The sequence below is a fragment of the Pedobacter zeaxanthinifaciens genome, assembly GCF_003313335.1.
GTDB classification, from domain to species: domain Bacteria; phylum Bacteroidota; class Bacteroidia; order Sphingobacteriales; family Sphingobacteriaceae; genus Pedobacter; species Pedobacter zeaxanthinifaciens.
On the sequence record NZ_QMHP01000004.1, the window covers coordinates 381,493 to 393,845 of the forward strand.

Below are 12,353 nucleotides of genomic sequence, written 5' to 3' on the forward strand. Positions count from 1 at the left end.
ATGAAGAATAAACTGTTTTATTTATTACTGTCAGTATCAGTAATAATTTTTGGTTGTAAAAAGATAGATTTCGATGAAGCATCGAAAGGGGAGGCATTGGGTACTTTTAGCCTAAGCGCTCCGCAAAATAATGCCATGTTGGTGTTAAACAGTGCCACTCCAAATGCACAAGTGCAAATTTCTTGGTCGGCGGCGAAACCTGGTGTATCTACAGCGCCAACCTACACTTTTGTTGCGGCGCTTAAAACGGGTTCATTAACACAACCTTTGCTAGAAATTCCGTCAGATGACAATGGAAAAAGCAACAAACTTACGCTTACTCAAAAGCAATTGGATGATGCCCTTAAAGGTAAAGGTGTTGCCGAAGGAGCTAAAACTGACTTGATTTGGAACGTAAGAGCAGATAATGGTACCAAAAAAGAAATGGCAAGCTTGAGCTACAATATTTCCATCACCCGCTTTGGAGATGGTATCAGCAATTTCTTGTTGTACGGGCCAGTTTCTTCTGCCAATAACATCGAAATTAATCCTAATTCAACCACTGACGTGCTAACCTTCAAATGGCAAAAAGCGTTTCCTGGTAAATCTACCAATCCGGTAACTTACAAAATTAAGTTTGTGGCCGAAGGTGGTAGTTTTGATGCGCCAATTTTTGAAGCTGCTTCAAACAACTCAGGTTCCGACTCTACATTTACTATCAGCTACCAAGCAATGGACCAAATGCTGACCGCAAAAGGATTTTCTGATCAATCATCGGCAGCTAAATTGCAATGGACAGTTGAGGCAAAATCGGGTACCTACACTAAAACTTCTGATTATGTAAACAACTTGAGTATTGTTAGAGAAGTGAAGTTATTCATGGTGGGTGGTGCAACGCCAATTGGTTGGAATCCGCCACAAGCAATCCAAATGATTCCAGATAAAAACCTTCCGGGAACATTCTACTCTTATGTTTATTTAACACAAGATGGCATGAAGTTCTTAAGTGAAAATACCGATTGGAGTACGCCTTCGCAGAAAATTTATGGTAAAGGTTCGGCTGATGGCATCCTATTACAAAGTGGAGGTAGCGCTAACATCGATATTCCTGCTGCGGGCTACTATCGCGTAAGTGCCGATTTGAAAAATAACAAGTACTACATTCAGCAGGGTAGAATGGCGGCTGTTGGAGCGGCAACTGCTGCGGGTTGGAATCCGGGTTCGGTATTCCCAACACAGGCTTTAACCTTAATTGGAACCAATAAATTTATGGGCTTTGTAACGCTAACCGCTGGCCAAGAGTGGAAATTTATTGATGGTGCTGCTTGGGGAGATGGTACAGCAAATGGATCTAAAGATTTCGGTAAAGTGAAAGGCAAAACTGATGGTTCCATTACTCAAGGTGATGCAGATAACATGACTGTTCCGGGAGCTACAGCATTGTATCGCTTAATCTGGGATGGTACTAACATCAAAAATTTAAAATATCAAATCACTACTGGTACGCTTTACTTAATTGGTGCTGCTACCGCAGGTGGTTGGGATAACAATAACGCTGCATTGCCGGCAATGAGCTACCAAGGCAACGGTGTGTGGAGGGTTACTGCTAACTTAACCGCAGGTGAGTTTAAGTTCTTGTTGCAAAAAGGTACATGGGATTACAGTTATGGTGCTGGAGCAACTGCTGGTACCGTAGTGGATGGCGGTGGAAACTTAAGCGTAGCCACTTCAGGAAACTACACCATTACGTTGAATGAGTTTACAAAAACTTATACCGTAGTTAAAAATTAATATGTATAAAGGCCGCTTATCGCCATAGCGTAAAGCGGCCTTTATTCCTTTTTTCTATCATTTTTTTATGCCGATATGCGAAGATTAATCTACTTTGCCTTCTTTCTTTTTGCCTTAGGCAATCATACCATTGCACAGCAAAACCCAGTTTTATCCGTAGGAAATATCACCAGCACCGCTAACGAGCAGCAAAAGTTGGCGTTTAAAACTGAACATGCCCAAGGCGAAATTTTGGTGTACTCTCCAAATGTGATAAGGGTAAGGTTAGATAAAAAAGCATTGGCAAAAGATTTTTCTTATGCGGTGGTGATGCAGCCGCAAAAAACAACTGTAAAAATTTCGCAAAGCGATAGCGAAATTGTACTGCTAACAGATTCTTTAAAAGCAGTAATTTCTAAAAAACCATTCGCAGTAGCTTTTTATACCCTTGACGGTAAATTGATCAATCAGGATGAAAAAGGTCTGCAAAACTCATGGGTTGCCGACGAGGTAACTGCATACAAACAAATGCAAGCTGGCGAACGCTTCGTAGGCTTGGGAGAAAAAAACGGAAACTTAGATAGGAAAGGCAATGGTTATACCAATTGGAACTACGATGCTTTCGGCTATTCTACCGGACAAGATCCGCTTTATTCTTCTATTCCTTTTTACATCGGAATACATCACAATTTAAATTACGGTATCTTCTTAGATAATACCTATCAAACTGACTTTAATTTTGGAGCTAGTAACAACCGTTTTTCATCTTTTTCTGCACAAGGTGGAGAGTTGAACTACTACTTCATTTATCATACTCAACTGTCGGATATCGTAAAGTCGTACACGGCTTTAACTGGCAGAATGAAAATGCCTCCATTGTGGAGCTTAGGCTACCAACAAAACCGCTACAGTTATTATCCAGAAACGGAAGTAATGCGTATTGCACAAACATTGCGTGAAAAGAAAATTCCTGCAGATGGAATTACCTTGGATATCCACTACATGGATCAGTACAAATTGTTCACTTGGGATAAACAACGTTTCGGTGATCCCTTGGCCATGAACAAAAAACTCAAAGAAATGGGTTTTAAAACCACTGTAATTGTAGATCCAGGAATCAAAGTTGAAGAAGGTTATGCCGCTTACGAAGATGGGGTTAAAAAAAACATCTTCGTCAAATATCCTGATAGCACCAACTTTACCGCTCAGGTGTGGCCTGGATGGTGCCATTTTCCCGATTTTACTTCACCCTTGGGTAGAAATTGGTGGCATGAAAAAATCAAGTTTTTTGCAAATACAGGAGTTGATGGCATTTGGAACGACATGAACGAGATTGCCAGTTGGGGGCAAAAAATGCCATCAAACATTTCATTTAACTACGATGGTGCATTGGCAAGCCACAAGCAAGCTCACAATGTATATGGTATGCAAATGGCCCGTTCAAGTTTTGAAGGCATGGTGCAAGCCACCAACAAACGTCCTTTTAATTTAACTAGAGCTGGTTATGCTGGCTTACAACGTTACACTGCTATTTGGACTGGCGATAACCGCTCAGAGGAAGATCACATGATGGCAGGCGTTCGCTTACTGAACAGTTTAGGATTAAGTGGTGTAGCTTTCACTGGCATGGATATCGGTGGTTTTACCGGTAATCCTTCGGTGAGTTTGTATGCCCGCTGGATTCAAATTGGAGCCTTCAATCCTTATTTCCGTAACCATACTGCTGTTAATACCAAATCTTCAGAGCCTTGGGCTTACGGAGAAGAAGTGACAGAAATTTCAAGAAACTTCATTAATCTACGCTACAAATTACTGCCTTATTTGTATTCCACTTTTAACGAAGCAGCCACTACGGGCATGCCGGTGGTAAGAAGCTTAGCGTTTACCAATACCCATGAGCCACGAGTTTACGATGGTAAGTTCCAAAATCAGTTCATGTTCGGTCAGGCATTTTTGGTAGCACCCTTTGAAAGCACTAAGGAATATGGCGCTGTATTTTTTCCAAAAGGAAATTGGTACAGTTTATACAATGATGAACCTTTGCAAGGGGATACCGAGAAAATTATACGCCTAAGCTTACAACAATTGCCCGTTTTCGTAAAGGGAAGTAGCATTGTGCCTATGCAATCTTTAATACAAAGCACTGCCGAAAAGCCAAGCGATACGTTGGTGCTGCATATCTACAAAGGTTCGGAAAATAACAGCTTCGTTTATTATGAAGATGATGGCGAAAGCTACAACTACGAAAAGGGCGATTTCTACAAAAGGCAAATTACTTACGATGCTAAACAGCGCAAAATTGTTTTCGCAAAAGTGGAAGGTAATTTTAAATCGAAGTTTAGCCAGCTGAAATTAGTTTTCCACGGCTTTGGCGATCAAGATAAAATTCAAACAGGTACTGCGTTACAGAATGATTTTGTATCGTTTATCGCACCAATTTCTAGGTTTGATCCGCAAGGTACCGCCAACCCAACCACTGGTTGTAATGTTAAAAGTGTTACCATCTCCAACGATAAAAATCAATTCGAAATCAAATATTAGATCATGAGAAGAACTTTGTTATTGCTGTTTTTAGCTGTTCCGTTAGCCCTATTAGCTCAACTTCCAAAATTAGAGCGAATAGAACCTTCGTTTTGGTGGGTAGGAATGAAAAATCCTAACCTGCAATTATTAGTGCATGGAAAAGATATCAGCAAAAATGAAGTAAGCATCAATTACGCCGGAGTAAAATTGATGAAGGTAAATCAGGTAGATAATCCTAACTATCTTTTCTTGGATTTATTGATTTCGGCTGACGCCCCGGCTGGCAAGTTCGATATCGTTTTTAGCCAAAATGGAAAACAACAAGCAAAATATACTTACGAATTAAAAACGCGAAATGCTAATCAGCAAAAATTTCAGGGCGTAACGAATAAAGACTTCATTTACCTCATTATGCCAGATAGGTTTGCCAACGGCGATACAAAGAATGACGTGGTGAAGGGAATGAATGAAACAGCCTTAAATCGCGATAGCATGTATTACAGGCATGGTGGCGATTTGAAAGGAATTGCTGCCCATTTAGATTATTTGCAAGAGTTAGGTGTTACTGCGCTGTGGTTAAATCCGGTGTTAGAAAATAATCAGCCTAAAACTTCTTATCACGGTTATGCCAATACCGAAAATTATAAAATTGATCCCCGTTTTGGTACTAACGAAGATTACCGTCAATTGGTGGCAGATTGCCATCAGCGTGGGATGAAAATGATCAAAGATTTGGTGCACAACCATTTCGGAACGGAGCATTTTACCATTAAAGATATGCCAACTAAGGATTGGGTACATCAATGGCCAACTTATACCAAAACTACTTACCGCGAACAGGTACATTTTGATCCCTATGTTTCAAAAAAAGATAAGGATTTGATGCTGAATGGTTGGTTTGATAGGCACATGCCAGATTTGAATCAAAACAACGAGTTTGTGAAAAACTATCTCACCCAAAGCCACATTTGGTGGATAGAATATGCAGATTTGGATGGGTTTAGATTAGATACCTATGCTTACAACGATGCCAAGTTTATGGCTGAATGGGGTAAACGTATCATGGAAGAGTATCCAAAATTCACCTTCTTTGGCGAAACTTGGGTACATGGAGTGCCTAATCAGGCATTCTTCACTAAAGGAAATAAAATAAATCAAGGCATTGATACAGAATTGCAAGGCGTAACTGATTTTCAGGCCTTATGGGCAATTAATGAAGCGCTTAACGGGAAGTTCGGTTGGACTGATGGTGTAGTACGTTTGTACAACACGCTCACTAACGATTACATGTATGAAGATCCTACTCGCAACGTCGTTTTTTTGGACAACCACGATATCAGCCGTTTTTACTCGGTAGTTGGTGAGGATTTCGATAAGTATAAATCGGGGATTGCTTGGTTACTTACTACCCGTGGCATACCTCAGTTTTATTACGGTACCGAAATTCTGATGAAAAATTACGCTAATCCAGATGGTTTGGTTCGTAGCGATTTTGCTGGTGGTTGGGCTACGGATAAAGTTAACAAGTTTTCGTCGACGGGCCGTACAGCTAAAGAAAACGAAGCTTTTAACTATGTAAAAAAGCTCGCCAACTATCGCAAAAACAACGAGGTATTACAAACTGGAAAAATGATGCAGTTTATCCCCGAAGATGGTATTTATGTGTATTTCAGGTATAACAATCAAAAAACGGTTATGGTGGTGATGAACGGAAATACAGAAGCCAAAACGCTAAGTACAGATAGGTTTAGTGAAATGATTTTGGGTAGAAAAGCCGCAAAAAACGTGGTGAGCGATGAGTTGTTAGCAGATATCAGTCAACTGAAAATACCTGCGAAAACCACATTAGTATTAGAGTTACAATAAGATAAGAAAGAGATTATAGATGAAAATTAAGGCTTGCCTTTTTGATTTAGATGGAGTTTTGGTAGATACGGCAATCTATCATTTTAAAGCGTGGAAGCAATTGGCCAACAGTTTAGGTTTTGATTTTACCGAAGAACAAAATGAGCAACTAAAAGGCATTAGTAGGATGGAGAGTTTGGACAGGATTTTGAATTGGGGCAACCTACAAAAGTCGGAAGAGGAAAAGGTTGCTTTGGCCACACAAAAAAATGAATGGTACGTAGCCATGATTGAGCAAATGACACCCGCCGAGGTGCTCAACGGCACAGTGGATTTTCTCACTTCCATCAAAAATGCAGGTTACCGAATTGCACTGGGTTCTGCCAGTAAAAACTCGGCTATCATATTACAACGTACCAACTTAGCGCATTTTTTTGATGCTATTGTTGATGGGAATTTGGTGAGTAAATCTAAGCCAGATCCGGAAGTATTTTTAAAAGGGGCTGAGCTTTTAGGCATGAAAGCGCAAGAATGTTTGGTTTTTGAAGATGCTATTGCCGGTATCGAGGCGGCCAATAGGGCGGGGATGAGGAGCGTAGGTATTGGCTCGCCAGAAGTTTTAACCGAAGCTACCATTGTAGTAAAAGATTTAAGTAGGCTCTCAGTTGCGCATTTGCACCAAATGGACGAATTATAAGACATTGAATCAGTAAAAGAAATGAAGAATTACATCAAAGCACACGAGTGGAACATTATTGAAGAGGGTTTTGATCCGCATTTGAATAAGATATCTGAAAGTATCTTCAGTTTGGGCAACGGACGAATGGGGCAACGTGCCAATTTTGAGGAGTCCTATTCTGGCGAAACACTACAAGGAAATTATGTTGCCGGGGTGTATTATCCTGATAAAACACGCGTAGGTTGGTGGAAAAACGGCTATCCAGAATATTTTGCAAAGGTGCTAAATGCTGCCAATTGGATAGGCATTGCCATTGAAATTGACGGCGTAATACTAGACTTGGCTCAGGCAAAAGTGGAGGATTTTTCAAGGGTGTTGCACATGAAAGAAGGCTACTTGGAGAGGAACTTTAAAGCTACTTTGTCTAATGGTCATCAGGTGCAAGTTAAAGCCATCCGTTTTTGCAGCATAGCTGATGATGAGGTTGGTGCCATTAAATATCAAATTAAAGCGTTAAATTTTGATGGTGAGCTTAACATTAAATCGTACATCGATGGTGATGTTAAAAATCAGGATAGCAATTACGATGAAAAATTTTGGGATTTTGTAGCTGATGATGAGGCTAACAACTCCTGTTTTTTAACACTAAGGACCAAGAAAAGTGCTTTTGAAATTTGTACTGGAGCTCATATTTCGGTGCAAAAAAATGGACAAAAGCAAGAGTTGGCAATGCAAACTATCCGCCAGGAAAAATATATTGCACAACAATTTACGGTTGCAATAGCCAAAGGCGATGAAGTAACGTTTTACAAAACGGCAGTCAACTTGTCGTCCCAAAATTATGAGCCCCAGCAATTGCTTCAAGCTGCAAAAACTGTTTTGGACAATGCAGTGGCAAAAGGTTTCGACCAGCTATTTGCTGAACAGCAACAAGCTTGGGCAAAAAAATGGCAAGAAAGCGATATCGTTATTGAAGGCGATGTAGCAGCACAGCAAGCCATTCGTTTCAATATCTATCAACTATTTCAAACCTACACTGGTGCTGATGATCGCTTGAATATTGGGCCAAAAGGTTTTACTGGTGAAAAATACGGTGGCTCAACTTATTGGGATACGGAAGCGTATTGTGTGCCTTTTTACTTGGCAACTGCACCACAGCAAGTAAGTAAAAACCTACTGATTTATCGTTACAAACAACTGGATAAAGCCATCGAAAATGCACAAAAGTTAGGCTTTACTAATGGTGCGGCTTTATATCCAATGGTAACTATAAACGGAGAAGAGTGCCATAACGAATGGGAAATTACTTTCGAGGAAATCCACAGAAACGGTGCCATTGCTTATGCCATTTTCAATTACATCCGCTACACTGGTGATGCTGATTACCTAGCAGAATATGGCTTGGAAGTGTTGTTCGGTATTGCTCGTTTTTGGAAACAGCGTGTAAATTGGAGTCAGGCCAAATCGCAATATGTGATGTTAGGGGTTACCGGACCTAACGAGTATGAAAACAACATCAACAACAATTGGTACACTAATTATTTAGCTGTTTGGTGCTTAAAATATGCACAAGAGGCAGCAACTTGGGTTCAGCAAAATGCACCTCAACGTTATCAGGAATTAAAGTCGAAACTTAATTTTTCTGGCGATGAATTTGCGCAATGGCAGCACATTGTAGAGAATATGTATTATCCATATAGCGAGGAGTTTGGCGTGTATTTACAGCAGGATGGCTATTTGGATAAAGAGCAAATTTTGGTGAAAGATTTACCTGCAGCCGAGCGTCCATTGAATCAAAAATGGAGCTGGGACAGGATTTTACGCTCTTGCTTTATTAAACAGGCTGATGTGTTGCAAGGCTTCTACTTCTTTGAAGATGACTTCGACTTTGATGCGCATAAACGCAATTTCGATTTTTATGAACCACGTACGGTGCATGAAAGTTCGTTATCGCCTTGCGTACACAGTATTTTAGCTGCTAAACTGCATGATGAGGCCAGGGCTTACGAGTTTTATTTACGTACCTCTCGATTAGATTTGGACGACTATAATAACGATACCGAAGATGGACTGCACATTACTTCGATGGCTGGTACATGGATGAGCGTGGTGGAAGGTTTTGCAGGAATGAGGGTGCGCAACGATAAGTTGATTTTCAATCCTTTCTTGCCACAAAAGTGGAAATCGTTTTCATTTACTGTAGGTTTCAGAGGCGCTAATATCAAGTTGAGTATCAGTAAAGAAGAAATCCATATCGTTAATTTAGCTCAAAAAGGTTTATCGCTGCAAATTCACGATAAGGAATACGAATTGGGTGCTGCAGAAGAATTGAAAATCTCCAACGAGGTACTGGCATAAACATAAAATGATGAGGAAATTTAGTGCTAATTTCAGCTTTGCTGTAGGTTTATTAGTTTTGATGATGATGTCGTGCAAGGAAAATCAACAACCAAATACAGTCGATAAGAAAGATAACATCATTATTTATCAGCTATTGCCTCGTTTGTTCGGTAATACCAATGCAAGCAATAAACCTTTCGGAACCATTGTAGAAAATGGCTGTGGTAAATTTAACGACATCAACGATAAGGCGCTAGATGGGTTGAAAGAGCTAAATGTGGATTACGTTTGGTACACGGGCGTAATTGCCCATGCTAGCTTAACCGACTACAGTAAGCACGGTATACCCACCGGAGATGCCGACGTAGTGAAAGGTAGGGCTGGTTCGCCCTATGCTATTAGAGATTACTATGATGTGGATCCGGATTTGGCAGTGGACGTTAATAAGCGTATGGCCGAGTTTGAGGCCTTGGTACAGCGTACTCACAATAAGGGGTTAAAGGTTTTGATTGACTTTGTGCCCAACCACGTAGCTAGAAGTTATCAATCTTTCGCAAAGCCTAAAAATGTAGTAGATTTTGGCGCTACTGATGATAAAACAGTGGCTTACAAAGCTACAAACGACTTTTACTATATTCCCGGTCAAGATTTTAAAGTACCCGCAAATTCAAAAAGCGATGGACCTTTAGCAGTTTTGCAGGATGGGAAATTCGCTGAAAGTCCGGCTAAAGCTACAGGCAACAATGTATTTGCTGCGCAACCTTCGGTTAATGATTGGTACGAAACCGTAAAACTCAACTACGGAATTGAATTTAAGGACGGAAAAGAAATTAAACATTTAACGCCCATGCCACCAGTTTGGCTTAAGATGAAAGATATTTTAGTGTACTGGGCAGAAAAAGGAGTAGATGGTTTTAGATGTGATGTGGCAGAAATGGTTCCTGTGGAGTTTTGGAGCTGGGTAATTCCAGAAGTGAAAAAGGTGAACCCGAAATTGATTTTCATTGGCGAGGCTTATAACCCAACAGTATATCAACAATATGTAACCCAAGGTAAATTTGATTATTTGTACGATAAGGTAGGTTTGTATGATGGCTTAAAACGCTTTATCAAAGATGAGCCAGCTGCTAAAGTTTCGGATATTCAGCATGTTTGGCAAAAAGAAAGCGTAGGTTTTGATGAACACATGCTACGCTTTTTGGAGAACCACGATGAAGAACGTATTGCGTCGAAAGGTTTTGCAGGAGATGCAAAACTGGCTTTCCCAGCAATGGTGATATCAGCAACTTTGGGCAAAGGTCCCTTGATGTTATATTTTGGACAAGAAGTTGGCGAGCCGGGAGCAGGAAAAGAAGGCTTTGGTGGCGATGATAACCGAACCACTATTTTTGATTATTGGGGAGTTCCAAATCACCAACGTTGGCTTAATAATGGTGCCTTTGATGGGGCAAAACTAACGCCAACCGAAAAACAAACTCGAGATTTTTATAAAAAATTAACTTCCATTAGAGCAGGCAGCGATGCAATTACCAACGGCGCCATGTTAGAGTTGCCTTTAACAGGCTTCGCAAAGGCCTATGCTTATGTGCGATACACTAAAAATCAACGTTTATTAGTGGTCGCTAATTTTGATCGCTCGAAAAGTTTAACCGCTACCGTTAACATTCCAACTAATGCTTTAGCGGGAAGTAAAATTTCAACTGCTAAAGATTTGCTGACCGATAAGGATGTGTCTTTCAGTAACTCGACAATGAATTTGAAAGTTGCACCTTCATCATCGCAAATCATTCAATTCTAACCAAATCAACCTACAACCAAATATGAACATTAAACAACAAATTAAACCAGTACTCAGTATTTCTCAAATCATCAACATGAGTGTTGGTTTTTTTGGGATACAGTTTGGCTGGGATTTGCAGCGTGCCAACATGGGGCGCATTTACGAAAATTTGGGCGCTAATGCCGATGATGTGCCATTACTGTTTTTAGCTGCACCATTAACTGGCTTAATTGTACAGCCCATTATTGGTTATTTGAGTGATCGCACTTGGCACCCCACTTGGGGCCGCCGCCGCCCGTACTTTTTTATTGGTGCGCTGATTAGTTCTGTTGCGCTAATTTTAATGCCGCACAGTAGCGCTTTATGGATGGCTGCCAGTTTGCTATGGATTTTGGATGTTTTTGGCAACGTTTCTATGGAACCGTTCCGGGCATTTGTAGCTGATAAATTACCTGAAAGTCAAATCAACCGTGGTTTTGTAATGCAGAGTATGATGATTGGTTTGGGCGGTAGTATTGCATCGGCTTTGCCTTGGATATTTAACAATTGGTTTAAAGTTAGTAACGTAGCCGCTTTTGGTGGCATCCCGCAAAACGTGAAATATTCCTTCTACTTGGGTGCTTTTTTCTTTTTTTCGGCGGTGCTTTATACCGTTTTAACCAGTAAGGAATATCCTCCTACCGACGAAGAGTTGGCTGAAAACAGAAAAAGTTCGGGCTTCTTCGCTGGAATTTATGAGATGGTGTCGGCAGTTAAAAACATGCCTAAGCAAATGAAAGTGATTTCGTTAGTGCAGTTTTTTACCTGGCCAGGCTTATTTTTAATGTGGTTTTATTACACCACTGCAGTAGCAGTAAATGTTTTCGGTGGTAAAGACGCTAGTGATCCAGTATATGCTGCCGGTGCCGATTTTGGTAGTTTAACCCTAGCTTTTTATAGCGTAGTTACTTTTTTGTTTGCACTCATCTTGCCAAAAATAGCTGATACTTTAGGCCGAAAAACAACGCACTCCCTTTGCTTGCTTTGCGGAGCCTTGGGTCTAATCAGCGTGGCTTGGGTACACGATAAAAATATGCTTTATCTGTGTATGACGGGTATTGGCATTGCTTGGGCAAGTATACTTTCTATGCCTTATGCGATGTTGAGTGGTCATCTTCCAAAGGCAAAAATTGGCATTTATATGGGCATATTCAATTTCTTCATCGTACTGCCCGAAATTATCGCATCACTTGGTTTTGGTTGGTTAATGCGTAACGTGTTAAATAATGATAGGTTGCTGGCCGTTCAATTGGGCGGCGGTTTAATGATTTTGGCAGCCATCATCTGTTATTTATTAATTAAGGATGAGCGCAAAACGAACGAAACATTAGCTACCCAACTTGCCGTAGAAGAACATAAAAGTGTTTAAAATATTTACTCACCATCAGCTGATGGAAA

At 40.5% G+C, this 12,353-nt stretch carries 7 protein-coding genes; all 7 read left to right on the plus strand.

The features are described from left to right. The 7 genes from DUT68_RS08630 (at window position 1) to DUT68_RS08660 (ending at window position 12,324) form a co-directional block, all read left to right on the plus strand. Window positions 1-1,770, plus strand: a complete 1,770-nt coding sequence (locus DUT68_RS08630) for a SusE domain-containing protein (protein ID WP_113637524.1) — start codon at window positions 1-3, stop codon at window positions 1,768-1,770. Window positions 1,771-1,845: 75 nt separating this feature from the next. Continuing rightward, the gene (locus tag DUT68_RS08635; protein ID WP_113637526.1) at window positions 1,846-4,290 is read left to right on the plus strand and encodes a glycoside hydrolase family 31 protein; all 2,445 of its coding nucleotides are present in this window, start codon (window positions 1,846-1,848) and stop codon (window positions 4,288-4,290) included. Between the two features lie 3 nt (window positions 4,291-4,293). Then, window positions 4,294-6,138 (plus strand): glycoside hydrolase family 13 protein, encoded by a 1,845-nt coding sequence (locus tag DUT68_RS08640; protein WP_113637528.1) that lies wholly within the window; start codon window positions 4,294-4,296, stop codon window positions 6,136-6,138. Between the two features lie 19 nt (window positions 6,139-6,157). Continuing rightward, complete coding sequence (gene pgmB / locus DUT68_RS08645) at window positions 6,158-6,814, plus strand: beta-phosphoglucomutase (RefSeq protein ID WP_113637530.1); 657 nt, start codon at window positions 6,158-6,160, stop codon at window positions 6,812-6,814. A 21-nt stretch (window positions 6,815-6,835) separates the two neighbouring features. Continuing rightward, window positions 6,836-9,154, plus strand: coding sequence for a glycoside hydrolase family 65 protein (locus DUT68_RS08650; RefSeq protein WP_113637532.1), 2,319 nt, complete (start codon window positions 6,836-6,838; stop codon window positions 9,152-9,154). A gap of 10 nt (window positions 9,155-9,164) precedes the next feature. Beyond that, window positions 9,165-10,934: an alpha-amylase family glycosyl hydrolase gene (locus tag DUT68_RS08655; RefSeq protein WP_237088297.1), complete on the plus strand. Its 1,770-nt coding sequence runs from the start codon at window positions 9,165-9,167 to the stop codon at window positions 10,932-10,934. Between the two features lie 22 nt (window positions 10,935-10,956). Then, window positions 10,957-12,324: an MFS transporter gene (locus tag DUT68_RS08660; RefSeq protein ID WP_113637533.1), complete on the plus strand. Its 1,368-nt coding sequence runs from the start codon at window positions 10,957-10,959 to the stop codon at window positions 12,322-12,324. Window positions 12,325-12,353 lie beyond the last annotated feature (29 nt).

Bases quoted from the DNA above. Each gene is read 5' to 3' on its own strand.
- DUT68_RS08630 (WP_113637524.1), top strand. From the start codon at position 1: ATGAAGAATAAACTGTTTTATTTATTACTGTCAGTATCAGTAATAATT.
- DUT68_RS08635 (WP_113637526.1), top strand. From the start codon at position 1,846: ATGCGAAGATTAATCTACTTTGCCTTCTTTCTTTTTGCCTTAGGCAAT.
- DUT68_RS08640 (WP_113637528.1), top strand. From the start codon at position 4,294: ATGAGAAGAACTTTGTTATTGCTGTTTTTAGCTGTTCCGTTAGCCCTA.
- pgmB (WP_113637530.1), top strand. From the start codon at position 6,158: ATGAAAATTAAGGCTTGCCTTTTTGATTTAGATGGAGTTTTGGTAGAT.
- DUT68_RS08650 (WP_113637532.1), top strand. From the start codon at position 6,836: ATGAAGAATTACATCAAAGCACACGAGTGGAACATTATTGAAGAGGGT.
- DUT68_RS08655 (WP_237088297.1), top strand. From the start codon at position 9,165: ATGAGGAAATTTAGTGCTAATTTCAGCTTTGCTGTAGGTTTATTAGTT.
- DUT68_RS08660 (WP_113637533.1), top strand. From the start codon at position 10,957: ATGAACATTAAACAACAAATTAAACCAGTACTCAGTATTTCTCAAATC.